Below are 26,100 nucleotides of genomic sequence, written 5' to 3' on the forward strand. Positions count from 1 at the left end.
CGAGGGTCAAAAGTATATGTTTTCCAATCCTAAAGCAGACTAAGGAAGAAACGGTTTTTTCGACTAGCGGAACAGAGGGGGTGACCACAATGGAGAAATGGATGACGATTGGCATCGGCGCAAGCATGGGAGCGTTCCTCGCCCTCGTTTTGTTGGCGGTGGTCGCGTTTGCCTGTTCGAGAACGGTGATCAGCTGGGTAGTCGGCCGCTTTACGAAAAGGCTGATGAACGATCGCTACCCGGAAAACATTTGGGAGATCGTTTCCGCGCTGACCAAAATCTCTCCCGCGAAAGTGCTGGAAAACAGTTTGCGCGCATCGGAAGGAATCGCCATCGAAAGGCCGTTCGGCAGCCCGCGAAAGTTTCTGAATTACGACGGTCTTGTTTTTTCTCCGGCGCAATTGGCTGTCCTGCCTGCTCACGAGGATGCACAAGTCGATACGCAGCTTACGATCGGCCCGATGGCAAAGAAGCCGCTGACCTTGCAAATCCCGCTTTTGTCTGGCGGTTTGGGATACGGGGTTGGCGTCTCGGAAAAGGCGAAAATCGCCATCGCCAAGGGCACGGCTGCGGTAGGGACGGTGACCAATACGGGAGAAGGCGGATTCTTACCCGAAGAAAGAGAAAACGCAAAATATTTGATCTATCAATATCACTCGGCGACGTGGTCGAAAAGCCCGGAGATTCTTCGGCAAGCGGATGCCATTGAAATTCGGATGGGCCAAGGCGCTACGGCTGGAGCGGCTACGTTTATTCCCAGTTGGGAGCTGAAAGGCAAGGCCAGTCAAATCATGGAGCTTCCGGATGTAGAATATGCCGTCATTCCGTCCAAGCATAAGGAGGTTCAGCAGCCACAAGACTTGCGCAAACTTGTCGACCAGCTGCGTTCCTTGACGGAAGGCGTACCGATCGGGGTGAAGATGTGCGCCAGCGCCAAAATGGAAGCCGACCTGGAAGTCGCGATTTCCGCCGGGGTGGATTTTATCAGTCTCGACGGAGGACAAGCCGGATACAAGGGAAATGCGCCGATCCTTCAGGATGATGTTGGCTTGCCGACGATTTATGCCGTGACGCGTGCGGTTCGCTACTTGCAACAGCGCAAGGTCAAGGACAAAATCACGCTATTGAGCGGAGGCGGTTACGCTACGCCGGGGGAGTGCCTTAAAGCGATGGCATTGGGGGTCGACGGGGTTTACTTCGGAACCGCGCTGCTCTGGGCGATGACGCACGATCAAGTGATAAAAGTCGTTCCGTGGGAGCCGCCTACCCAGCTGCTCTTTTATTCCGGCCGCTTTCAAAAGGAGTTCAACGTGCAAGAAGGAGCCAAGTATTTGGAGAACTTTTTCCGTTCTTTTATCGATGAAATGCGGATCGCGACCCTCGCCCTCGGCAAAACGTCGTTTCGTCAGGTGAGCATCGAGGATTTGGCCGCTCTGGACAGCATGACCAGCAAAGTCACACGCATTCCGCTCGCTTGCTACCCGCGTGTCCACCGCAGCCGTTAAATGAGACAAAAATAGTGGCTGAATCCAGTCAACAAGGCTGCAAATTTATGGCAGAGGCCCCCTCACCCGAGCGTAACCAAGGCATAGTATGTAGCAAGGAGGTGAGGCATGATGACCTTTACACTTGCTGACTGGATGATTTATACGATATGGGCCATTTTTGGACTCATGATGATCGATTTTCTCATCGTCCTGTTCCGTTCGTTCTGGGCAGGCTCGGTCAACCCGTCCTTTGTCTTGGGCTATTTGAAGGACATTCTTTATTATGTATTGCCATTAAACATTATCGTTTCCATGATTGTCATCGACCCGACCGGGTATATTCTTGTCGTTTGGTACTTCATCTGCGGCTTGGCTGTCATTGTGAAGTACCTGCTTGACATTATCAAACGATTTGCATAAGCAACAGGTTGGCCTTCCATCCCGGTGGGCTGTTCGTTCTTTTTGAAACACGACCTTGATAGTGAGAGAAGAGGAGCGTCAAAGAGTACGATCGGTTTCCTTCTGGCTGGATAGACCTCCTTGCGACTTTCCAACAAAAATTCAAAATTTTCCGTAAAGGAAGTAGGTCCATGAGAAACTATCAATGGATCAAGTGGCGGAAAGTCCTCCTCTGGGTAGCAGCCATCGCCTTTTTAACGATCGTGTTGTACACAGGAGGGCCGACTTACTGGTCAATCGCATTGGGCATCCTTGGCTTGCTGTTTCAATTGCTGTTTGCCGTTATGTTCATCATCATCCAGTTCGTTGCCCTGTTCTGGTTTTTGGCGCGTGGGCGGACGTATTGGATTTTGCCAGGGGAAACAGGAGCGACGTGGAATGACTATCGCGGCAATCCGGAAATTGTGGAAAATGCTGAGCGAATCGTTACCTTGCTAAAGGGTGTGAAGGAATTTAAGGAAATGGGGGGCGAAGCGATCCGCGGTCTTTTGCTGTGCGGCCCACCGGGTACGGGCAAATCGTATCTCGCGCAGGTCATTGCCAACGAGGCCCAAGTTCCGTTTGCCTACGCCTCGGCTCCCAGTTTTCAAAACATGTTTTTCGGTGTCGGCAACCTGAAAGTCATGGGATTGTACAGAAAAGCGCGCAAACGCGCCAGGGAGTACGGTGCCTGCATCATCTTCATCGACGAGATCGACGCGATCGGCATGCAGCGTCAAGGGGGAATGGGCGGAGGCGGGATGCTGGGGATGGGCGGCACAGGCTTGTTGAATGAGCTGCTTTTGCAAATGGACCCGCCCAACCTCGACAGCTCGAAAATCGCCAAATTTTTGCGCTCCCTCGGTCTGCGCCGCAAAAAGGCTGAGCGCCCCGCCGTCATGACGATTGCCGCCACAAACTTGCCGGACGTGCTCGATTCCGCGCTGTTGCGGCCCGGCCGTTTTGACAGACAACTGTGGGTCGACACTCCGGACTACAATGGACGGATCGATATTTTCCAATATTATTTGGAAAAGGTGAAGCACGACGAATCTCTCAGCCCGGAACGTGCTGCATTGGATACAATCGGCTACAGTCCTGCCCAGATCAAGCACATCGTCAATGAATCGGTCGTCATCGCCCACCAGCGTGGAGCGCAAAGCGCCAGCTACGACGACTTCCGGGTCGCCATGGAAACGTACGAGTGGGGATTGAAACAGCCGCTGCGCTCCATGAGTGAGGACGAAAAACGAAACGTAGCGTACCACGAGGCAGGTCATGCCGTCGCGCAATATTTGCTCAAGCCGCACGAACGGGTCTGGAAGGTGACGATCATTCGCCGCGGCGGCGCTCTTGGCCTTGCCGCCACCAAACCGACGCATGAGCGGTACAATCGCAGCGACAGCGAAATTTTGGCCGCGATTCAGGTGTGCCTCGCTGCCAGAGCCGTCGAAGAAGAGTTTCTCGGCAAAAAATTGAACGGAGTCATCTCTGATTTGCAGCAAGCGACCGAGCTGGCAGGCGCTTATCTCGGCATGGTCGGCATGGGCGACGAGTTGTTCAGCTGGCTCGCTACAGGTGCCCGGCAGGAGGCGCTCAAAACACTTCGCCCGAAAATCAACGAACTGCTGCATGAACAAATGAAACAGGTGAAGCAATTGGTGCGCCAATACGCCGATTTCGTGCACGCCATCGCGGAGGAGCTGTTGAAGCGAGGCGACCTGACCGGAGAAGAAATCGAGGAACTGTACGTGCAGTTGTACGGCGACAAGCGGCCTGCTTTGTCGTAAACTTTCATCCATGTGCCTTCGGGCCGTATCGAACCGCCAGTCACTTCGGTGTCTTGGCGGTTTTTTGTGTTGACCGACAACTGTGAGCATACGTCGGTTTGCCCAGGGGTTGGAAAGTTTTATCACTTTTTTAGGGAAAATGGGAAAGAAAATCGCGGGATGTTCGTTATACTTGGTGAACATGTCAAAAGTCTGGGAAAATTGGCAACCTGCAACCAGCCGAGCAGTGGGAGAGTCTGGTGAAAAAACAGACAGACGTGTTTGGACCAAAAAGGCACAAGCTGCGCAGCAAGCCTTTTACATGGGAGGAACAGAGGGAAGATGCAAGACGATAACGAGCTCGTTCGTCTGGTGCAGGGCGGAAATCAGCAAGCCTATGCACGACTTGTCGACAAGTATAAAGGAAAAATCTTTGCCCGCCTGTACCGGATGATTGGACAGAAACAGGATGCCCAAGATCTCGCCCAGGAGGTTTTTACAAAAGCGTATTTCCAGTTGGAAAAGCTTGAGCCGGACGGTAATTTTTCCGCATGGCTCTACCAGATTGCCATCAACCATTGCCTGGATGAACTGAGGAAACGGAAGCGAAGCGTCAAGACGTCGGACGAAGAGGTGGAACTGATCGGGTCAGAGACACCGGAGGAAGCTTTCCTGCAAAAAGAGCAGCAGCAAGTTCTGCTTCGTCACATCATGGGGCTGGAAGAGGAATATCGCGCGGTCGTTGTCCTGCGCTACATCGATCAGCTCAGCTACAAAGAGATCAGCGAGATGTTAGTGCTGCCAACGACGACGGTGCAGATGAGACTGCATCGGGCGAAAAAGAAGCACTCGCCGATCCAACGCGGATCGCTCTGATTTTTGATTTTGTCGACAAGGACGGGAAAAAGCTCGCTTGCACCCTGGATGACATCGATGTGGACTTCACGCTGACAGACGAAACCGGCCAAGACTTGAATCCGGAGGGAGACGGCTGGACATTGGGAGAATACGGGGGCTACATTTTGGTCGAACAGGAAGTGATCGAACTGTTCAACACTGCACAGAAATCCCCGGACACACTGACGATCGGAGTCCAGTTCAACGATATCAAAGGGAAGGGCGGTTCTTGGAAGCTGGATGTTCCTATCGACATGAAAAAAGCAAAGGAAGTCGCGAAGACCGTCGCAATCAATCGCGAGTACACGTCACCTCAAGGAGTCGTGGTCAAGCTGGATAAACTGACGAACGTTCCAAGCAACAGCTTATTGTCGCTTACGACCAGTTGGAACGAGCAGCGCAAAAAGGAGTATCAAAGCATGGCGGAAAACGCTTCTGGTGAGCTGGGCGACTATTTGAACCGTCACAGTTTGGCATACGAAATTCTTGACGAGAACGGAAAGCTGCTTGCCGGTCGGGATGACACCGTGCTCGATTCGCTGAACGGCATTCGCAAAAATGCGGTAACGATTACCACAAAAGGCGAAGGAGACAGCGATGCGATGATGTGGAGGTGGTGGGACGGATTTACGCCATTTGCCGACCAAAAAAAGGTGACCTTCAAGCTCCACTCGATCTACATGAATGAATTGGCAACTTTCCAGGGCAAGCTTTCGCTGGATGCGTTGAGCAAACAACCCGTCACGGTAGAAAGCAGCGGCAGCCGTTTTACCTTCCACAAGTTTCATCTGAAAACGAACGATCAGCAGGAGAAGATCGCCGGACGGTACGAAGTGAGAAACAAAGGCGGGATCATTGAATTTGAAGCACTGCTGCCAAAAGACATTATCTACATCACGGAATGGAGTGCAACAGACGAGACAGGGAAAACATACAGAGTGAGCATGGACAACGGCGATGGAGAGTACGTCCGCGATCAAGACGGACGAGTGCGGATCAAAAGCGCTCTTTACATCAACGGGTTGGAAAAACAGCCGAAAGAACTGACGATCTCCTACGCGATCCAGGAGCGCCAGTACCGCGATGTGGATATGGAGGTTCCGATTCAGTTGGGCAACTAGGCTGTATGTTTGTGAGAGTTTAATTGGCTTTTTTACAAGCTGGAAGACCGTCAGAGAAATGTTCTGGCGGTTTTTTGGTGTGCGAACAAGTAAGGCTTTTATTGTTAATGCAACCAATATTTAAGCCAAGGCAATAGCTGAACGGATTGATATACTATCGTATGTTGTTTTTGATAGCTGAGAGATATAACTGAGGTGGTGGAATACATAATCTTTTTCGTAAAATAGCACGTCGCTGACCCAAATATGCCCTTCATTCATTTCGTTCAAGTTCAAGGAAAGTAGTGAGCAAGAAATGTCCAGCAAGATCATGAAAAGCACAAGTGCAATCCTCCTTTTCCTTCTCTTTTTTCTCGTTTTCGTTCCTCTAGCGAGAGCTTCTGCCGAAGAGAATCCCGCGACAGCGATTCCTCAGATGGATCAAGAGATTTACGGTTTGCTGAACACATTGACTTTCTTTCAAGAGCTTGCCCTGCAAAAAGGCGACAAGAAGCTCGCGAAAAAAATCGAAAAACAATCAGCTGCCTTTTCACAGAAGAACCTCAAGCTGCATCAAACACCGATTGATTCCAACAAGCAAATCCGCCAAGAGAAAATTAACAAGTCTTTGCAAAAACAAGCAGCACACATTTACTCCCTGCAAAAACAACTGGAAGAACAAGTTGATAAATATTGGGAACAGTTAATCCCCGAACTTTCGCTGAAGCAAAAGCCGCAGGAACAGGAGCTTCAACCTAAGCTGGCAAGCAGAACCGCAACCGCTTTTGCCGCTGCTGCTCCTGTCTTGGACCCGTTTGAACCGAACGACGATGTAGACACAAGTTACCCTGTAACAAGTGGAAACTTTTACAATTCGAAGCTGTCTACAGCGAAGGATCTCGATATGTACCGTTTTGATTCAGGGGCGCAATCTGGCGAGCTTACGGTGACATTGCGCGTTCCCGAAGATAAAAACTTCGACCTGGCAGTCATGCAAGCGCCGAACAAAGTAGTGGGCATGAGTACGCGAGGAAGAGTTGGGGTAACGGAAAGCGTCACTTTTCAGGTGCAACCGAATACGACCTATTATTTCTCTGTATTTAGCATGAGCCGGGATTTTAGTGAAACGACCTCCTATTTATTGTCATTCAGTAAGATTACGACTGTACTCAATCTGGCTAAACCTGTTGATATCAGTCTTCCTACCGGGGAAACCCCTGGCTACCGCTTTACGGCTCCTGTAACTGGTACTTACCGTTTTTATACAAGTCCATACGGAGGATTTGGCGCCCCGTTTGATACGGTTTTGTCCGTGTTTCGTGACGAGCAGTTGCAGCAAGCCCTGAAGTTTAATGATGAGGCAGTCGATGGTTCTCTCTTTTCCGAGATTAAAGTGCCATTGGACGCAGGCGTGACCTATTTTGTTCTGGCTACTTCTTTTGATTCGACAAAAGGACTTCACGCCCGGTTGACAGCTGCTTTGGATGCCAGTGCCAGTGTCGTTTCCGCTGCGCTTCACGAGTCTTCTGCAAACGATGGGACGCTGACAGAAACGCAGACTGTCGTCTTAAAAAATGGCACCTTTACTTCCGATGCAGCCTCTTTTGTGACAGTACACAACGTCCCAACTGGTTTGCAGCCGCTTGTTACACGTGTCAACAGCACACAATTAAGCATTCAATTTACGGGAAAAGCGGTTGAACACGAGCAGAAACACCGCGCAGCGAATCTGTTTGTGACGATTCCGAAGGCAAAAATAGCTGGTGCAGATGCAGATGTGACGACAGACACATTCGCGCTGGAGTTTACCAATACAGACTCGTTCACGCTCGCAGCGCCACCCGATCTCGATCTTGCCAAAGGCTCCAAAAAAATCTACAAATTTACGGCGCCTTCCTCTGGAGATTTTGAACTCTCAACCACCTATTTTGGGGGAGTGGAAGGGAGCGGGCCAAGCAATACCAAGCTGGCAATCTATGAAGACTTCGGAGAGACCAGGCTGCTTGCCGCCAATGACGACGGGGATCACCCGCCATTTTCCAAAGCGATTGTATCCATGGAAAAAGGCCGGGATTACTATGTTGTCGTCTCTTCCGCTGACAACAATGCCGTTCACGCACGTTTGCTCGCCCGCTATACGGGGGTCGAATACGTGTATAACGCCAAAGGACAACTGACTCAAATCAGGCAAAATGAACAAGTCCTCTCCGAGTTTACGTATGACAGCAACGGAAATCTCAGCAAGAAAACGGACTATTAAGTGAAGAGGAGCATTGGCGCTATGAGAATCAGGTACGGGTGGTCAAAAATGATCACAATCTTGTTGGGGCTTTCTTTGCTGACCCCCAATCTGGCATTGGCGAAGACAGAGGCCGTTCAAGCCAATCCGGAAGCGGCACAACAAGATGAGAATCAGAAGGCGGCGACCAAAAAATGGCTTGCAGCCTATCAAAACGCAAAGCAGCAAGGCAACGCACCCAAACAGCAAAATCCGGACGAGCAACCGATTTTTTTGCAAGAACAAGTGACGAGTAAAGAGTGGGACTCGATCCGCCCCGAAGATGCTTGGAAGCTCTATCAATGGAAGGATAGAAGCGTGTTGCAGCTTGCAGCCTATTTCTATCCTCAATTCGATCGCTTTTTGTCGCATCACGAGCAAGTAGAGAAATATGGATGGTCGGATGATACCGTCAATCAAAAGTTGGACAAGCTGACAAAAGCACAAATGACGAAACTATCAACACTCCTTCCAGCAATCAAGACGTATCAGGAGCGTCGCAACGAACAAGCAGCCGTTCCGCAAGCCAGAGCTTTGGCTGCGCAAGCGACCACGCTTCCAGAAGACGCCATGTTCGAAACGGAAGGCTTGACCTACAAATACCAGCGCACCAATACCGACAATCCGGTGGATGAGCTGTACCGGACGGCAAACGTGCAGGAAGTGGATGTGCAACTGGAAGGCAAGCACGGCATGGACTTGACGGTCGAGCGCCGCTACTCGTCGCTGGATGCGATGACGGAAAGGATTTACTTTTCCACATCAGGCAAAAACAAAACAGCTCCGCTGCAAGGAAACAACGATGGTTTGCCAGAGGGCTGGAGCTTTAATTTTCCGCAGTTTCAGGAAGTGTCCAAAGAAAACGCGAAGTGCACGTTCCGATCGGATGATTCCAAATATACATGCGGTGCGGTAAGTGAGGGAAAGCGCTACATTTTTACGTTGGAAGACGGGACGATTCTTGAGTCTTCTTCTATCAAAGGGGAATGGGTGAATACGCCGTACAAGCCAAATGCCGGCATGGGGTCCTACCGCCAGCCTTCCGGGGAGTTTGGCGAGAAGCATATTGTGACGCTGTCCGTAGATGGCAACACGTATGAATTTGGCGAGGATCATAAATATCGCAATGATGAGCTGTATCGGATTTTCCTGGTCAAAAAGACGAATGCCTACGGAGATACCATCCGCTACCGCATTCCTGAGGACTACCAGGATTCGATTCGAATCACAGACAGTGTCGGCCGCCTGATCGTCATGGAACGAGGCGGGGGTGTCGTTCTCAAAGTTTACCAGGATGCCAGCGAGACAAAGCTGCTGAAACATCTCGAATACGACTCAGATTACGCTACCAACACAGATCGGGTTGTCGAGCATAGCGTCACGGGGGGAGAGAGCAAGGTCGTCGCCGAGTACAGCTATCTCGATCCGAAAACATACGGGAACGCCGAGTTCGATCTGCATGCCGGATATAGCTTCCCGGCTCCGAATGGCGTGATCGACTTCAACGACGGCGGTCTGGAATCTACTGCGTACACCGATCTCGACAAGGAACGAAGAAACACCGTCGAATACAAGTTGCTCAAGCAAGTCAACTATCCGGTCGAAGGTTTGTCCATGACCTATACGTACAGTCTATACCAGCCGGATGCTCCAGGGTTCCTCGACCGGGGCGTGACCCGGATTTATCACGACAAGGAAGCGCTGACGTACACCAGCTATTTGCCTGTCACAGCGGTCAATTTCCGTTTTGCGAAAACGCCGCATCCCGATCAGCCTGGCACAGAATGGTATTCGTATACGAAGTATTATCCGCACATTACAAAAGAAATCTGGAAGTCGCCCAAAGCGCAAGCGGTTCGGTTTGCCAAGCAGTCGCTTGCGAGAGACGGGGCATTGGTCGTGTCCAGAACGTTGCAGGACGGGCTGCCAAGTGAAGATAAAAGCTACACCCCTAATCAGGATCGCAATTTCGTGCTGCAATCGGTAAAAAACTACGTGGGCAACGGAGCAGACAACGAGACGATTCCGGGAGAGCTTTCCTTCACGGAAGAGGGCAAGACCTATCGCTACAACCCGGTTAGTTACACGAGCTATTTGTACAAGGAACGGGATACAAAACCGTCTTACGTCTACAGCTTCTTAGGGCGTCCAGCCTCCATGACCGCCGATGCAGATGTGTATGCGTTTCTTTTGTCGCCCAGCCTTAATCGATTATCGAAGGTGCAAGCACGTTTGGATCGCTACGCGCAAACGATACAATACAATTACAACGCTTACGGCGATGTCACCAAAGAGATAGATCCGAAAGGCAACATCACAACGAGAGAATATGTAAATCCGCTTCTCCTTTCTGCGCTGCGTATGCCTGCCAGTATAACGAAGACGGCCGCAGACAATCCGGAGCACTACCACAAGGAAACGTATGCGTATAATTCCAAAGGGCTTTTGGCAACGGAAAAAATCATCGATTCTTATCCGGATGGCGGATCAGCAAAGGTCATGCAGGTAGACAGAGCTTATACGTATAACGATAACAAACAGCTGACCTCCGCAACGGAAACGAGTACGGGACCAGACGCGAAGACAGTGACGCAAAATATTACCGGGTACGATCCGCTGGGGCTGTATCCTGTTGACATCAACCTGCGAGTCGAAGTGTCGACTGGGCAAATGCAAACTTTGCACCACGGCTTCGCCTACGATGGAATGGGCCGACTGACAAATCGTGTTTACCCGGATGATATGGCTGTCTTGTACGAATATGATTTGCTAGGCCGTCGAACGAAAGAAAGCGTAACGAGCAAGGAACAAACCAGGACAACTACCTACGCCTATGACGATACGGCGCGCAAGGTCACAATGGTACTCCCGAACGGCACCAAGCTGGTCACTCAGTTCACGCCATTCGGAGAAATCGAATATAAAGAGCAAGTTGCAGCAAACGGAACTTCGCGTCCTTTGCTGTACAACACCTATACGCTAGACGGCAACCATCTTTTGTCCAGTGCGCCATACGCCGATCAAGAACGTGCGACCACGTATGTCTACAATACAGACGGAAGTATCTGGCAGAAAAAAGACCCTGTTGGCACCACCGTATACTTGACTGCCAATTCGATCAGCGATGGTACCAGCTTCGCACCCGCACTCACCCGTATGACACTTGCGCCAAACGGGTTGCAAACAGTTCAATATCACGACCGACAAGGCCAGCTCGAAAAAGAAATTCAGCGAGCAGGAGACGGAGCCAAAAACCTGACCGCCGAGCTTGTCCGAAACTCGTTTGATCAAGTGAAGCAGAAGACAGAAAAAGACCAGTCAGGCAAGACACGCGTTTGGGAGTACCGCTACACCAATGACGGCAACCTTACCTATTTGCTGGACCCGGAACAAAACAGCTATCAGTACGAATACGATGCGCTCGGAAATTTGTTGACCGTCACTGAAAATCAGATGCAGACAACCAAAAATCATTACAATGCTCTATCCTGGAAGCTTAGCGAACAGGATGTGCCATCGGGAGCAACTGAATCTTATTCTTTTAATCAAAATGGCACGCTGAACACCTTTACCGACAAGACAGGAAATCGCCACGCTTATCGATATACGCCGTTTAACGAGCTGGCAAGCCTGATGACCCGCAATGCTTCCGGTTCCGTGACCAACTTGGAAACCAGAGACTACGTCCCGAACACGTCACTGGTCCAGAAGGAAACAAACAGCAATGGGGCGGACATCAACCCGGCGGCCAACAACTATCGGGAGATCACGTACAGCTACGATGCGTTTCAGCGGTTGAAAAGCCAAACGGTATTTGGCCGCACGTATCAATTGGGATATACGGACAATGACGATGCGAAAGACTCACTGACCTATCCGGACGGAACCGTAATCCACTATGAATATGATCCGGCAGGGCGGTTACAGGAAGTAAACAGCCCGCTGACAGGAAAAATTCAGTACGACTACCATATGAAAGCCAGCGGGGAAAGCTATCAGCTTGCGTATCCGAACGGTTTCAAAGTAGAACGGGATTTGGACTCGTTTGGGCAAGTAGAAAAAATGACGCATCGAAAAGAAAGTCCCGTGTGGAGTGAAAACAACGAGTATTCGTTCGGCAATGTCGTTTCCAGCGAAAAAAATGGAACGCTGTACCGATACGATTATGACAAAGTCGATCGTCTGACCAAGGAAGTTGTTCCAGGAACCACGAACCAGTATACGTATGACGGCCGCGGGAATCGCTCCGCTTTTGCAGGAAAACGACCTGCCGACAAAGGTGTGACCGCCTATACGTTTGACGAACGGAATCGACTGCGAAGTGCGACCAACCATACGACCGGATTGGATGCGACCTACACGTATTTCGGGAACGGACTGCGTGCCACCAAGACGGAAAATGGTGTGCAAACAAAATACGTGTACATGGACGGAAACGTCTTGGAGGAGCTGGATGCGAACGGCAATGCGACTGCTCGCAATATTTGGGGCAATGAACTGCTGTTCCGCAAAGACTTCCTCACCGATAAAGGCGGATATTACGCGTATAACAGCCATGGGGATGTCGTCTCGATTTTGGACGAATCAGGACAAGAACAAAACAAATACGAGTACGACACGTGGGGCAATGTCATCTCCAAGACAGAGGGAATGTCCAACCCGTTTCAATACAGCGGAGAAATCTACGACGAGAAGAGCGGCTTTTACTATTTGCGTGCCCGGTATTATGATCCGAGGGTCGGGAGGTTTATTTCGGAGGATACGTATAAGGGTACGGTGGATAATCCGTTGTCGTTGAATCGGTATACGTATGTTCTTAACAATCCATTGATTTTTATTGATCCTACTGGACATGCTGAGGTTTCTTTACGAGCAGTTTGGCTTGGAATGACCAAAGCTGGTAACGAATTACCAGGGGCTTTGAAAAAAGCAGGAGTCGAATATGTAGGACTAGAAAATGTTAACACACTTTCAAACGGGAACTGGGATTCAGATGATGCCTTTGCAGCTGGTAGTGTTGCCATTAATATTGTTCCTGTAGGGAAGTTGCTTAAAACCACTAAAGCAGGAACTAAAACTGCAGTAAATGCATTTAAGAGTTCAAAAGGATTACCACAAAGTATTCGCGATATGATGAAATCCCAGAAGATTGCACCTGACATTTTAGATAAGGGAGTCCATTTTAATGTAGGAAAAATCGAAATAACTGTTGTTCCTACAAATCAAGGAGGTATTGCTTTTAAACCGACTCATCCAGGGATGGCAGCAAAAAATCCTAGTCAATATAATTCTGCTCTTAAACAAGCAGAAGAAGCTATTCAACATCCAGAATTTAGAGAATGGTTATTGAAACATGCTCAAAGAGGATTGGAGTTATCTAAATCGGGAAAACCAGGGAAAGGAGCAGAGTTTAATTTCCTGATAAAAGCATTGGAGGATATGAAGTGAGGATAACAATTGACTTTATGAAATTACTAACAACAGGTAGCCTAGGAAACTTTACAGGAGGAGAAACGGAAGAAGAAATCATAAATTTGATTGGACAACCTGAAATTTATACACCCGAAAGGAAGTCATATCCCGCTTTTGTTATTTATGGGGACTTGGAATTTCGACTCCGTAAAAATAAGATAGAAACAGTAGTGATTACTCTTAATAATGGCACTATAAACATGCCTAATAGTATTGAAATCAAAAACTTCAATGGAGGAAATGAACTAACAATTGATTTCATTAAGGGACTATTAAGCGAGAATGGTGTGTCGTGGACACTAGATAGTGTAATGTCCGATCAATATCAAGCTAATTATGTATCGGACAAAGGTGTTCACTTTGCATTTGATTTAGAAGAGTCAGGAGTTTTAACTAAGATCGGTATCGAGTATAAATTGATGGCTAATTCTTAATCAAGGTATCCCAAACGAGTAATTTACGCTCGTTTGGGGTTCTTTAATTTTTCCTAAAGAAGCAAGGTGAAAATTTATAGCATTCCTGTTTCATGAAGACAGGTGTGTGAACATGTTTAAGCCCGAAACAAAAACAGCCATTCTTCAAGGATACAAAGTAAATACCCAAAAAGCTTATTCAAGAGTTTTCAACCTAACAATGAAGTTCGAAGTGGAACAAGATAAGGATTTGCTCATAAATCCCTAACGCCAAACCCTCACAGGCAGCCTCACCAGGGCTTGACCAGCAGCGGAAGGCTGCAAATTCGCCTCCAGATCGAAGCCCGGAACAGGTTCAATGCGCGAGAACGCCTTGATGAAGTGGTGAAAAGCTTTGTTTGCTTCCATTCTCGCCAAGGGGGCACCGAGACAGATATGCGGTCCATTGCTGAACGATTGATGCCGATTGTTGTTTTTCCGGTGGATGTTCAAAGCAAAAGGGTCTTCAAACACAGCCTGATCAAAATTGGCTGCGCTCATCCAGGCAATCACGACATCTCCTTTTTTCAACTCAACACCCAAGACATCGTTATCTTCCTTCACCGTGCGATCCATTTTGCTAATGTGAAAACGATAGCGCAGCATCTCCTCGACAAAAAGCGGGACGAGGTCGAGGTCGCTTCTCAGTTCAGCGTAAAGGTTCGGATTGTCGTACAGCAAGGAATAAAACGAGTTGGCCAACAGGAGGCTGGTTGTCTCGATGCCCGCCCCCAAAATAAACATCGTGATGGTAACAATATCTTCATCCGTCAACTTGTCTCCCTCGTATTCTGCCTGAATCAGATCAGAAATGATGTCGTCTGCAAGGTGCGTTCTTTTATCGACCACGAAAGGGTGCAAGTAAGCAAAAAACTCTTTTGCCGCCTGTTCCTTCTGTTGATGAACTTCCTCGTTCTTTTCCTTTTGAATCGGCATGAACAAAAGATCGACCCATTTTTTGAACAGCCATTTGTCTTGATGCGGCACGCCAAGCAGCTCGGCCATGATGATGATAGGCAGCGGAGTGGTAAAATCTTGGACGATATCCACTTCCGTTTTTGCTTCTATTTCGCGAATCAACTCGTTCACGACTTGTTCGACACGCGGCTCCCACTCTTTTAGGCTGCGCGGCGTGAAAGCAGCCGAAAACAAGGAACGCGCCTTGCGATGTTCGGGAGGATCACTGTCGTGGATATTAAGACGTTCTGGAAAAGAGCCTTCCTTAGTACCAGCCCCGACATTGACAAGCGTCCGTTGGCGTACGCTCGAAAACAAAGCATAGTCGGTCAGCACCCGCTTCACATCTTCATAGCGGAACACATTCCACGTATTCGTGCCCGCATGATAAAAAACGGGCTGCTCTGCAAGCATTTTCTTGTACCATGCCACCGGAAAAAAATGTTCGGATTTCGTTTGGAAATCTGTTATCTCAGACGGTGAATACGCCTGCTTTTCCATCTACATCACCTCTTGAATTTGTCCATTATAGGGTGGATAATAAAGGGAATTTTATGCGCAAAAGCTTTTCAAAAGGGAATGGAGAAGGACAAGGAGAAGAACAAACATGACGCTAAAAATAGCTTTGGACAGCGTAGTGATTCATGAAACACCGCTGGAAGAAATCCACTTTGACACCAATACCATTGCGGTTACATTTGATGACGCAGATGAAAAAAGGTGGAAACTGACGTTTAAACCTTACCAGGCGATCCAAACGACGACAATCGATTGCTACCCGTTTTCCAATCTGGTCATCGACGAGGCGATTGACGAGAACGGATATTTCCAGCGCTATTTGCTGGAAGTGACGGATTCCCAATGGATAAAAGCGTTACAGGATGAACTGAGGTTGATCGACCCGCATGCTACTTTCCTGGAGAAAGCGCATCATTACATTTTCCCATTTCAAGATATTGTCGTGGAAATCATAGCTTGGGGCTATCAGCTGGAGGAAGTGTAATGAGTCTTTTGCGCACAGCATTCATGTTATATAATGATAATGATTATCAATCGTGTTCATTAGCCTAACAAAAGGGAGAATCATCTGAGTGTTTTTACATCCGTTAGAGTGTGCAAAGGATACATTTTTTGTGTTGCGGGGAATGGAGCGGCAGCCATATGACTCGCTTCAGGAGCATCCTCCCGCATGGATTTCGGGTTATCATCTGGTTTATGTCCATGAAGGGGAAGGGATACTGCGCATCGACGGCGATCCGCTCCTGTTAAAACCGGGGAAAATCGTGCTGCTGGCACCGGATTGCTGCGTAGAAATCGAGGTTCGCTCCGGAAAGACACTGTTTCTGTATGATTTCGCGTTTACATATACGGTGACGAACGACAAGTCGCTGCTGTCCGAGAAGCTTGTTCTCTCCAGTGGTCACCATGCTCTTTCTGCGAAAGCTGCCGCTCGGTTCACGCAACTGCTCGAACAACTGGAGCAGTTGCAAGGAACCGCTGAGCCGCTGGCCAAGTGGAAACAGTCGATTTTGTTCCAGGAATTGATGTATCTCGTCGTCTCCGATCCGGTTACGAGCGAAGAAACAGGGGGCACGCGGGAAGCAATCGAAAAAGTGCTGCTCTATTTGCACGAGCATTATCGCGACGATATTTCCTTAAAAGAAGTGGCGCACATGCATGGAATCAGCGCTTCGAATTTTTCCGGCGTGTTCAAAAAGCACGTCGGGCTAAAGCCGCTTGATTATGTGACACAGCTGCGAATGGCGCAAGCGCAGCGAAAATTGAGAGCCAGCCAACCGATTGAGCTTGTCGCTTCACAGGTCGGCTTCAAAGACCCTCTCTACTTCAGCCGCATCTTTAAACGAACGATGGGCGTCTCGCCGTCCGTTTATCGAAAAGACAGCCATGCCGACAAAATTGTTACTTTGCTGCCTCATTTGAACGATTACTTGCTGGCGCTGGAAGTCAAACCGTTTGCCACGTTGCCCTACGCCGGGAACGACCAGGTGGATGGCTACCTGCCTTATCTGGCACGTGAACTGCGGCAGACAAGGCTGACGGGCAGTTGGAACAAGCCGGACATGGACGAGCTTGCCGAAGCCCAGCCCGGTTTGATTCTCGGTTCGAACTGGTTTCAAATCAATTTGGAGTCGGTCAAAAAAATCGCCCCGACGATCCCGATCATTTTGCGGAATGATTGGCAAAGCCTTTTGCTGGAGCTTGCCCGTTTTTTTGGCAAAGGGGAAGAAGGAAAGCATTGGATGAGGCGATATGAGCAAAAAATCAGCCAGGCAAAGTCGCTTCTGGCCTTGTCCGATTCTGTTGACGAGTCGATCATGATTCTTACGGTGACTAGCAACGAATACCGGGTGTACGGCGGCAAAAGACAGTTTGGCAAAGTGTTGTACGAGGACTTGCGCCTGACCCCTCCACCGGGAATCACGACAAAAACGCACTACGTCTGCGTGACACTCGAACAACTCCAGGCGATGAATCCTGACCACATTTTTTTATCGACAAACAATTCCAATCCGAGCAAATCCAAACCCTCCAGCAGACCAAGGCGTGGTCTAGCTTGCGGGCGGTACAGAAAAACCAGGTGTACGAGGTGGAGAGCTGGCTGAACGGGCACGCTCCGATCAAACACAGTCTGTCCGTCGATGTCGCGATCAGCCATCTGGCCGCACGTCAGCAGCCACAATGGGAGGCCATTGTCATGTAAGCCACTTCGTTTGCAAGTGGCTTTTTTCGTGGAGAGCGGCAAGATTTTGTCCTTGCAGGAACAAGATTTTGTCAATTGTCGTGTGCGAGGGGCTATCCTATAATCACTAGAGTGAAAATGATTATCAATAACAACAGGGGGTTCATCATGATATTTTTGCAAAGGGTGAAAAAAGTGCTTTCTGGAGCGATCTGCCTGTTTGCGCTGACGGCAGCAGGCTGCGGGACAAGCCCGGCTCCACAAGGAGAACAGACCGGAGCGGCACCAGCCCCTGCACCTGCACAAGAGCAGACAATCGAGCATGACTTGGGAAAAACAGTCGTAAAAGGGGAGCCGAAAAAAATCTTGTCGCTTCATCCGTGGATCAGCGACTTTTTGCTCTCGATGGATACAATGCCGTCCGCTTCGCCAAGCTCGGGGCCGAAAGCGACGGAGTTCACCTGGTACCTGCAGGACGGGTTAAAAGATTCGGTCAACCTGGGCTGGCAAATTCCCAAACCGAATCTGGAGCTAATCGTCCAGAGCAGCCCCGATTTGATCGTCGGCAATCAAAACTTCGGCGAACTGAATGAACAACTGTCCAAAATCGCCCCGACTATTTTCATCGAGCCGGTAGAGGATGAAAAGGGCGTGCGCAAAATGCGCGACACGTTCTTGCGCCTGGCGAGCATGCTGAAAAAAGAAGAACTTGCCCAGCAGAAGATCGCGGAATACAATGCTGAGGCAGAAAAATACCGCACCCAAGCGAAAGCGGCGATTGGCGAGCAAACGGCCATGTTCCTGCGCGTCACGGACAAAGAGCTGCGCTACTACAGTCCGAAGCTGTTCGAAGTTTTGTACGATGATCTCGGACTGGCGAAACCGGCGAATATCCCGGATGCTTCCAAAAGCTTTCAACCGCTCTCGATCGAGAAGCTTCCAGAGGTCAACCCGGACCACATTTTCCTCTTGCACGAGGGCGGCGACCGCGTGTCGTCCTTGCGGGAAACCGCGATTTGGAACGGGCTTGCCGCTGTGAAAAACAACCACGTATACGAAGTCGACTACGACTTGTGGTTCCAAGGCTTCGGCCCGATTGCCAATCGCCTGATTTTGCAAGACGCAACGGAGAAGCTGCTTGGGACAAAACCAGGCAAATAGCACGGTTTGCGACAACGTTCCGGCAAAACGGTAAAATGGTAAAACGGCAAAGCCGGAAATGCCAGCGAAATTTCAAAAACCTCACTCAGAAAGCATGAAACTGTCCCGAACCCCCAAACGAGCGTTCACTACTCGTTCGGGGGTTCTTTCTTTTCGTGTTCGGGAATGACGCATAGTCTAGCTACACGGAAAATGACGCGCCCAACGACGGAGCGGAGCACACTGTTCACACCACTTTCACATAAATACTCTACATAGGTAGGGTAATATGTTTTCAGGGAGAAGTCGTTCCTACTTGAAAGGAGAGGTCATCATGAAAGTTGCGATCATGCTTTTCGATGGAATCACCGCGCTGGATGCGATCGGCCCATACGACGTTTTTGCTGCTACCTTGCAGTGGGAAGTGAAGTTTGTCGCCAAGCAAAAAGGATTGGTCAAACTGGACTCGAACATGGGCTACCTGCACGCGGATTACGATTTTTCCGAAGTGACTTCCGCCGACATCCTGGTTGTGCCCGGATGCAGCCCGCCTCACTATAAAACGCCGATGAATGACGAAGAAACGTTGGCGTGGATTCGCCGCATCCACGAGACGAGCAAATGGACGACGTCGGTGTGCAACGGCTCCCTGATTTTAAGTGCCGCAGGGCTGCTGAAAGGCGTCGTTGCCACCAGCCATTGGGGGTCGTTCGATTTGCTCGCATCACTTGGCGCCATCCCGACGGAAGAGAGAGTCGTTCGCCAGGAGAAAATCGTCACAGCAGCGGGCGTTTCCTCCGGGATCGACATGGCCCTCCAATTGGTCGCATGGGAATTGGGCGAACAGATGGGACAAGCTGTACAGCTGATTTTGGAATACGATCCCAAGCCGCCGTTTGACACAGGTTCACCGCAGAAAGCGCCAGCGCAATTGGTGGAGCAAATCAGAGCAATGCTGCAAGCGTTTGCCGAAAAGGAACCAAGCATGTAAATACAAAGACCAGCAAGAAAAGAAGGAGCATTCAGCGCTCCTTCTTTTTTGATTGCTCGTTAGCTCCGTCTTTCCACATAATAAACTCTTATAGTATAAAACCCGATCGGAATGATATTATTTATCGCAGTGATAGAACAGTCGCTTGGCAGCAACCGCAACGAGGAGCTGGCAAAATGGACGATCTGTATGTTTTTGTCATTTTCCCGGGAACCAGGGCTTTCTGTTTTGCATAATACAGGCAGAAAACAAAGGAGGTGGTTCAACTGGATGAGAGTCAATTAGAAGCGTGGGTGGAGGCGTACACGGACCGGCTTGTGCGGCTTGCCTATACATATGTGCGCGATTGGGCGCTTGCCGAGGATCGGGTGCAAGATGCGTTTCTCAAAGCGTACTGCCAATACCACCAATTTCAGCCCGGAAAAGACCCGTTTCCTTGGCTGGCCCGCATTACGATCAACGAATGCAAGATGTCCTGGCGAAGAACGTGGCGCGAAGTCGTGACAGAAATTTTTCCGCCCCGCATGAGCAAAAGCGCCGAGATCATCACGATGGAAAAGCTGGATGCAGCGCTCTGCTACCAGTTTGTGCTAGACCTGGTGGAACCATTTCGCACGCCTATCATCCTCTATTATTTTGAAGATTTGTCCATTGAACAAATCAGTGACATCCTCAGCGTAAGCAAAGGCACTGTCAAATCCCGTTTGGCCCGGGGCAGAGAGAAGCTTTACCGGACCATGGTGAAGGAGGGTAGCCATGGAAAAGCAGTTGAAAAATGCGAAACATCAATATGAGTCACATTCAGTGGACATGGAAGCTTTCAAAAAGAGGTTGAACCAAAAAATACAGAAGGCCGAAAGGGAGGGACTGTCCCGTAAAGGGGATGGGTGGACGTTGAAAAAAATAGCGCTTGTGAGTGCTGCTGTTCTGGCAATCGGATTTTCGGGAAGTGTGGCCGTGTCACCGACTTTTGCCAGCTACATCTCGTCTTTGTGGACGAAGAAGATTGACCCGGGTGTCCAGGAAGCCGTGAACAAAGGGTACGCCAAGCTGGCGAAAGCGAGTGTGACAGACCAGGGCATTACAATTGAAACATCTGAAGTGATCGCCGACCCCGCCCGGCTGATCGTCGCCATTTCCATGAAAAATGCGCAGGGAGAGTTTATTTTCCCTGATCCCGATATCGCTGCGAATGATAACAAGTTGTTTGTGACAGATGAGAACGGCAACGTGATCGCAGACGACATCCAATCGTATTATAAAGAAGGAGATATCGGGTATTTCCAGTTTGTTTTAAACGATGCTGTCTCCAAAAAGATGCAGCTGCGAATGGACGTGAAACGAATCCGTCTCAGTGGCAACCAATACAAGGAAGGCTCATGGAAGCTGACTGTGCCGATCGACATCGAGCAGAGCATGGCGGCAACCACAACTGTCTCTTTGAATCAGACATACACCACCCCGCAGGGAATCACCGTTGCGGCTAAATCTATTGTATATTCGCCAAGTGCGACAAGACTTACGTTTGAGACAAGCTGGACAAAAGCGGCGCGGGAGAGAATCGAGCGAACTGCAAAAAGCGTGGGAGCAACTGCGCAAGAGCGTGAGCTGCTGCATCATCAAAGCCTGGTTTTCCGGATTCTCGATCAAAATGGAAAAGACATGGTGAAGCTTGACGATCTGCTGGTTGTAAGCGAGGGGGATTCTCCAGCGCCGACCGTGTACGCAAGCCAGAAAATCGTAAAAGAAGGCAGCACAGAAAAAACGATCCATGAATACGTCTTTTTCTCCGGCCAGACTGAGAAACCGTTGACCTTTGTGCTGACTGGCGTGTCGACGTTTGAACCAAACGATTTCCGCCTTGCACTCGATCCGGCAACTTTGAAAACAAAGCCTGTCTCTGGCACGAAGGGAAACCATGCCGTCACCGTTACCGACTTGTCTGTGCAACAAAATCCCGCAACGGGACAAAAAGAGGTCGCTCTGCGAATGAAGGAGCAATCCACCAACTTGCGCATATGGAAGTGGTATTTGACAGACGACAAGGGCCAGGCGTATGAGCTGGTGGAAAATCGCGATGGCGAAGGGGAATGCAGCGCGAGCAAAGGGTCGGATGGCGTCTATGTAGAGCAATGCGACAATCAATACTTTGCCAAAGGAATGACCGCCTTGCCCAAAAAAGCGGCGCTGACGATCCGCTTAGAGCCGGTTCAGCACAGCGATTCCCAGTGGCGAGTCGAGCTGCCTGCTGCCACGCCTGCGAAAAAGTAATCGGCTACGCCTGGCTTGCCTTTTTTCCTTGGACGGAAGCGGAGCATTCTCTCCATTCGAAGTCCACGGCAAGAGGAAAAAGCTCTTTTTCGCAACTGTCGACCAATTCGCACTTTACAAATAGGATTTATGTGTTTTAAACTGAAACTATAGAAAACCACTCCATCACATCAATCCATTCGGCCGATCAGTCCACTGAAGGCTCCCGCGTCTGTTTTGTTCAAGCGCGCGGGAGCCGTTTTGTATTCGGAAACATTTTTCGATTCGACAGGGGGGACGCACGTGGAATATTATTGTCTGACTTGCCGCCATGTCTTCGCGCCCGGACAAGAGCTGTGCGGACATCTGCAGCAGCTGTTCACATCTGTGCAAGGGGAAAAAATATGGCGGATACGCTTCTTGCATCGGTTTGCGTATGAATTTTACAGCGATGGGCAAATTCAGGAGCTGATTCGCGACCAGCCTCTGATGGTTTCCGAAGTGCTGTGCGTCGATCAGTTTGATACGAGGACGCATACGGGCCTGAACGCGATTGGCCAGCGGGTGTCCATTTTCGAGTAGCTGTTTCCTGTCATTGACAAACAGAAATCACCGCTTTAGTATAGTTTTATGACTATCAAACAATCGAACGAGGATGAAAAGCGCGTCAAAATCTTCAAAGCGTTGGCGGATGTGAAGCGGATTGAGATTGTTCGATTTTTGTATCGCGCAAAAGCAATGCATACGTGCGGCCACATCGGGAATACGCACGGGTTGAACAAGTCCAACACGACGTACCATCTGAAAATTTTGCATGATGCCGAGCTGATTGACATTATCCGCGACGGGCAATTCAAATTAATTCAATTGAGGGAGGAGACATTTCAAGCGTTTTTGCCGGGTTATTTGGACACGCTGTAGTGCCGGATAACCATTTTTTTTGGACGACAGTTAAAGAGTTTTAGAACTATCGCAAAACACGAAAATGCGTGCGCATTGTCTGTTCGTCGGCTATTTAGTTCGAAAGTTTTAATACTATAAAATCTTTGGGGTGTCCATGATGCTTGAACAAAAGAAAAGCTTGTATTCGACTTGGCTCGTTTTGACCTTATGCTTTGTGATCATGCTGGCCGTGATCAATGCCGTCCTGTTTAATGTCGCACTCGCGGATATTTCCGGAGAATTGTCAATCGGTCCGTCGCAGGTCAGCTGGATTGTGGTCGGATACTCGATGATGGTCGCGATCGGTTCGATTACGTATGGCAAACTGGCGGATCGCTTTCGCGTCAAAAGCCTGCTGATCTTCGCTCTCGTCTTGTTTCTTGCCGGCTCGCTGATCGGTTTTGGTTTTTCTTCCTTTGCAGCGGTCATCATCGGGCGGATCATTCAGGCAAGCGGCGGCTCCGCGTTTATTTCCTTGTCGATGATCTCGGTAGCGAGATTTTTGCAGCCGGAGAAGCGGCCTGGCGCTTTGGCGATGTTCAGTGCGACGATTGCGCTGGCGGCGGGGATCGGCCCGTTGGTAGGGGGAGCCGTTACGCACACGCTGGGATGGCGGTACTTGTTTTTGCTCATGGTCATCGCTATCGTTGCCATCGCTCTTTTGATCAAGTTCATGCCAAAAGAGGAGCAGCAGCAGTCGCCAGCGTCGCTTCCGTTTGATTTTGCCGGAGCGGCACTGTTATTTGGCGTCATCGTGGCTGTTTTGTTTGCGGTCAATCTGAACGGACTGTTCTTTCTTTTGGCGCTCGCGTTCGCTTTTGGCTTCAAATGGTGGCTGCCCAGGACTTCTGCGCCATTCGTGGAACGCGACTTGTTTGCCAACCAGGCTTACTTGCGATTGATCGGAATCGGCTTTTTGATGAATGTCGGCGCGATGGCCAACATGTTCCTTGCGCCGCTCTATTTGATCCATGTGCACAAGCTTTCGCCGTTTGTTGTCGGTTTGCTGTTGTTCCTCGGGGGCATTTCGGGCGTTTTGTCCAGCTTTGCCAGCGGAAAGCTGCTGCCGCGAGTCGGAGGGGGAAAAATCATTTTCGCGGCGACCGTGATGATGATGACAGGCTTCCTCGCGATGGGGGTGATTCCGCGGCCAGATATTATCGTCGTCACGATCTTGTTACTGCTGACCATGATGAGCTACTCCGCGATTCAAGTTTCGCTGAACAATCTCGTTCCGCGAACATTGCTGCCAAGCAAAATCGGCGTAGGGCTAGGCTTTTACAACTTGCTGAACTTCGTCGGGATGGCCTTTGGCCCGGCGGCAGCGAGCAGGCTTTTTGAGAAAACGGGCAACTACAGCCTGATTTTTCTCGGCATGGCCGTCGTGATTTGCTTGCATTTCCTGTTAGTGGCGAAACCTGCGGCAGTACAACAGCAGTCTCATTGACAGGCTTACTGGCGCGATAGCGATTGCAGACGCAGATGCTTCACAACCGCAACAAAAAAGCCGCTCTTTTCCTGCGAAGGAGCGGCTTTTGCTTGGCTTATTTGGCTGGCGTGCTTTCGGCTGGCCCTGGATGTGCTTTGACGTACTCCAGCGCATTGTAGATGATTTCCGCTGCTTCTTGGCGCGTAATCGCATCGCGCGGGTGCATTTTTTGCCCGTCATCCAGCTTGGCGATTCCGAGAACGAGCGCCCGCTGAATCGTGCCCTGGTAGCTTGGGTTCAGTTGCTCCAGATCGGCGAAGTCGCGGGGAGCGATTTTGATCATCGGCAAATCGTAGTGTGTTTCCATCGCCAGCATGAGCTGATGAATAAACTGTTCTTTCGTCCAAATCTGCTCCGGTTCAAGGTCGGCTGGCAGATCGAGTCCGTTGTTTGCGGCGATGATCAACACGTTGGAGTACCAGGCATCGTTATCGGCCTTGGCAAAATAGTCGGTTGCTTTCGGCTCTTTGATAAAGCGAATGTTGTCGATGTTGAGACGGAACGCACTGACGATCAACTGGATGCCTTGGGCAGCCGTAATCGTCGCATCCGGCATAAAGCGATGATCGTCCACGCCCCGTAAAATTCCTTGTTGTTGCAACGCCATGATTTTATCTTTAGCCGCTACATTTTGCAAATCGGTAAACGGAGCGGAGGCGGCAAAGCCTTGTTGGGTCATAGACAGTGTCAGTAAGGCAAAAGTAGAAAAGGCGAGCAGTTTGCGAGTGGCTTTCATGATTATCACCTCGGCTGTTTTTGAAAAGCTACACCTGTAGGACGACGGTTTTTCGCGAATGTTTCACGGAGTCATTTTGCAGAATAAATAGACTGCCTTTTCTGTTTATTATATAATGTTATAAGACGTACTGATTAACTAACAGGGGGAAACGTGATGAAACTGATTGCGATTGGCGATAATGTGGTGGATTACTACAAAGACCGCGGCGAAATTTTTCCCGGGGGAAATGCGCTGAACGTAGCGGTGCTGGGCAAACGGTATCAGGCAGATGTGTCCTCGTACATTGGCATCATCGGCAACGACCAGGCGGCTGATCATGTCAGACAGACTCTGCTTTTGGAAAAGATCGATATTTCCCGCTTGCGTCAAGCAGTCGGCCCGAATGGAGAAGCGATCGTTTCCCTCAACGCCGACGGTGATCGCGTGTTCGTCGGTTCCAACAAAGGCGGTGTGCAAGCGTACATGGGGCTAAGGCTGACCGATGACGACAAGGCGTACATAGCCAGGCATGAGCTGCTGCACACGAGCATTTACAGCAATCTGGAGCACGAGTTGCCCGAATTGCACAAAGCGATCCGCATTTCCTTCGACTTTTCGACGCGTTGGACGCCTGCCTATTTGGAGCGAGTATGCCCTTATGTCGACTACGGCTTTTTCTCGGGGAGCGACCTGACAGAAGACGAGTGCCACCAGCTCATCCAGCAAGTGCATCGTCTGGGAACAAAAGTCGTCGGGGTGACGCGCGGCGCGCAAGGAGCGATTTTTTCCGAAGCAGGCAAGCTGTACCGCCAAGAAATTGTTCCGACCGAGGTCGTAGACACGTTGGGTGCGGGAGACTCGTTTATCGCCATGTTTTTAATGAAGTACCATCCAGACGGCGACATGCAAGCGGCGCTGAGGCAGGCGTCAGTAGCGGCGGCCCAGACGTGCGGACATTACGGCGCTTTCGGATACGGCGTTCCCAAAGTTGGTTAATCGGTCAAAAAAAAGAAGCTAGA

Annotated in this window: 21 protein-coding genes; 19 read left to right on the forward strand and 2 right to left on the reverse strand. The window is 49.9% G+C overall.

Going from position 1 to position 26,100, the window contains the following annotated elements:
- Window positions 1-89: 89 nt before the first annotated feature.
- The 9 genes from IRJ17_RS17660 to IRJ17_RS28320 all read left to right on the forward strand — a co-directional run bounded on the left by IRJ17_RS17660 (window position 90) and on the right by IRJ17_RS28320 (window position 14,122).
- Window positions 90-1,505 (forward strand): FMN-binding glutamate synthase family protein, encoded by a 1,416-nt coding sequence (locus IRJ17_RS17660; protein WP_173598063.1) that lies wholly within the window; start codon window positions 90-92, stop codon window positions 1,503-1,505.
- Window positions 1,506-1,613: 108 nt separating this feature from the next.
- Window positions 1,614-1,907 carry a hypothetical protein gene (locus tag IRJ17_RS17665; protein ID WP_173598062.1) on the forward strand — a complete coding sequence of 98 codons (294 nt, stop codon included), beginning with the start codon at window positions 1,614-1,616 and terminating at the stop codon, window positions 1,905-1,907.
- 170 nt (window positions 1,908-2,077) lie between these two features.
- Entirely contained in the window at window positions 2,078-3,715 is a 1,638-nt protein-coding gene (locus IRJ17_RS17670) for an AAA family ATPase (RefSeq protein ID WP_217021016.1), read from the forward strand.
- Between the two features lie 321 nt (window positions 3,716-4,036).
- Entirely contained in the window at window positions 4,037-4,570 is a 534-nt protein-coding gene (locus tag IRJ17_RS17675; protein ID WP_242771275.1) for an RNA polymerase sigma factor, read from the forward strand.
- Window positions 4,571-4,629: 59 nt separating this feature from the next.
- Window positions 4,630-5,712 carry a hypothetical protein gene (locus IRJ17_RS17680; RefSeq protein WP_242771278.1) on the forward strand — a complete coding sequence of 361 codons (1,083 nt, stop codon included), beginning with the start codon at window positions 4,630-4,632 and terminating at the stop codon, window positions 5,710-5,712.
- 415 nt (window positions 5,713-6,127) lie between these two features.
- Complete coding sequence (locus IRJ17_RS17685) at window positions 6,128-7,951, forward strand: RHS repeat domain-containing protein (protein ID WP_242771281.1); 1,824 nt, start codon at window positions 6,128-6,130, stop codon at window positions 7,949-7,951.
- Window positions 7,952-7,999: 48 nt separating this feature from the next.
- On the forward strand, window positions 8,000-13,417 hold the full coding sequence (locus IRJ17_RS17690; RefSeq protein WP_242771284.1) for an RHS repeat-associated core domain-containing protein: 5,418 nt from the start codon (window positions 8,000-8,002) through the stop codon (window positions 13,415-13,417).
- A complete protein-coding gene (locus IRJ17_RS17695) occupies window positions 13,414-13,875 on the forward strand; it encodes a hypothetical protein (RefSeq protein ID WP_122966438.1) in 462 nt (153 codons plus the stop codon). Before IRJ17_RS17690 ends, IRJ17_RS17695 begins: the two co-directional genes overlap by 4 nt.
- A gap of 112 nt (window positions 13,876-13,987) precedes the next feature.
- The gene (locus IRJ17_RS28320) at window positions 13,988-14,122 is read left to right on the forward strand and encodes a phage lytic cycle repressor MrpR family protein (protein WP_373926309.1); all 135 of its coding nucleotides are present in this window, start codon (window positions 13,988-13,990) and stop codon (window positions 14,120-14,122) included.
- On the opposite strand, the gene IRJ17_RS17700 is transcribed toward IRJ17_RS28320, so the two are convergent.
- Window positions 14,119-15,351: a cytochrome P450 gene (locus tag IRJ17_RS17700; protein ID WP_242771285.1), complete on the reverse strand. Its 1,233-nt coding sequence runs from the start codon at window positions 15,349-15,351 to the stop codon at window positions 14,119-14,121. The genes IRJ17_RS28320 and IRJ17_RS17700 overlap by 4 nt on opposite strands.
- 106 nt (window positions 15,352-15,457) lie before the next feature.
- On the opposite strand from IRJ17_RS17700, the gene IRJ17_RS17705 reads away from it, so the two are divergent.
- The 9 genes from IRJ17_RS17705 to IRJ17_RS17745 all read left to right on the forward strand — a co-directional run bounded on the left by IRJ17_RS17705 (window position 15,458) and on the right by IRJ17_RS17745 (window position 24,321).
- A complete protein-coding gene (locus IRJ17_RS17705) occupies window positions 15,458-15,853 on the forward strand; it encodes a hypothetical protein (protein ID WP_242771287.1) in 396 nt (131 codons plus the stop codon).
- A 130-nt stretch (window positions 15,854-15,983) separates the two neighbouring features.
- The gene (locus IRJ17_RS17710; protein WP_242771289.1) at window positions 15,984-17,474 is read left to right on the forward strand and encodes a helix-turn-helix domain-containing protein; all 1,491 of its coding nucleotides are present in this window, start codon (window positions 15,984-15,986) and stop codon (window positions 17,472-17,474) included.
- Window positions 17,475-17,719: 245 nt separating this feature from the next.
- On the forward strand, window positions 17,720-18,712 hold the full coding sequence (locus IRJ17_RS17715; RefSeq protein ID WP_242771291.1) for an ABC transporter substrate-binding protein: 993 nt from the start codon (window positions 17,720-17,722) through the stop codon (window positions 18,710-18,712).
- 313 nt (window positions 18,713-19,025) lie between these two features.
- Window positions 19,026-19,682, forward strand: a complete 657-nt coding sequence (locus IRJ17_RS17720) for a DJ-1/PfpI family protein (RefSeq protein WP_173598177.1) — start codon at window positions 19,026-19,028, stop codon at window positions 19,680-19,682.
- 257 nt (window positions 19,683-19,939) lie between these two features.
- Window positions 19,940-20,476, forward strand: a complete 537-nt coding sequence (locus tag IRJ17_RS17725; RefSeq protein ID WP_122966442.1) for an RNA polymerase sigma factor — start codon at window positions 19,940-19,942, stop codon at window positions 20,474-20,476.
- Between the two features lie 100 nt (window positions 20,477-20,576).
- A complete protein-coding gene (locus tag IRJ17_RS17730) occupies window positions 20,577-21,953 on the forward strand; it encodes a DUF4179 domain-containing protein (protein WP_242771293.1) in 1,377 nt (458 codons plus the stop codon).
- Window positions 21,954-22,235: 282 nt separating this feature from the next.
- Window positions 22,236-22,514, forward strand: coding sequence for a hypothetical protein (locus IRJ17_RS17735; RefSeq protein WP_229049688.1), 279 nt, complete (start codon window positions 22,236-22,238; stop codon window positions 22,512-22,514).
- Window positions 22,515-22,562: 48 nt separating this feature from the next.
- Window positions 22,563-22,853: an ArsR/SmtB family transcription factor gene (locus tag IRJ17_RS17740; RefSeq protein ID WP_063228204.1), complete on the forward strand. Its 291-nt coding sequence runs from the start codon at window positions 22,563-22,565 to the stop codon at window positions 22,851-22,853.
- Window positions 22,854-22,992: 139 nt separating this feature from the next.
- Window positions 22,993-24,321: an MFS transporter gene (locus IRJ17_RS17745; RefSeq protein WP_242771295.1), complete on the forward strand. Its 1,329-nt coding sequence runs from the start codon at window positions 22,993-22,995 to the stop codon at window positions 24,319-24,321.
- A 97-nt stretch (window positions 24,322-24,418) separates the two neighbouring features.
- Here the strand turns inward: IRJ17_RS17745 and IRJ17_RS17750 are convergent, their stop codons facing one another.
- Complete coding sequence (locus tag IRJ17_RS17750; RefSeq protein ID WP_173598180.1) at window positions 24,419-25,099, reverse strand: S-layer homology domain-containing protein; 681 nt, start codon at window positions 25,097-25,099, stop codon at window positions 24,419-24,421.
- Between the two features lie 156 nt (window positions 25,100-25,255).
- Here IRJ17_RS17750 and IRJ17_RS17755 point away from each other — a divergent pair, with 156 nt between their 5' ends.
- Window positions 25,256-26,077, forward strand: a complete 822-nt coding sequence (locus IRJ17_RS17755) for a PfkB family carbohydrate kinase (protein WP_242771297.1) — start codon at window positions 25,256-25,258, stop codon at window positions 26,075-26,077.
- The last annotated feature ends 23 nt before the right edge of the window (window positions 26,078-26,100 follow it).

Source organism: Brevibacillus parabrevis, assembly GCF_022701015.1.
Lineage (GTDB): Bacteria > Bacillota > Bacilli > Brevibacillales > Brevibacillaceae > Brevibacillus > Brevibacillus parabrevis.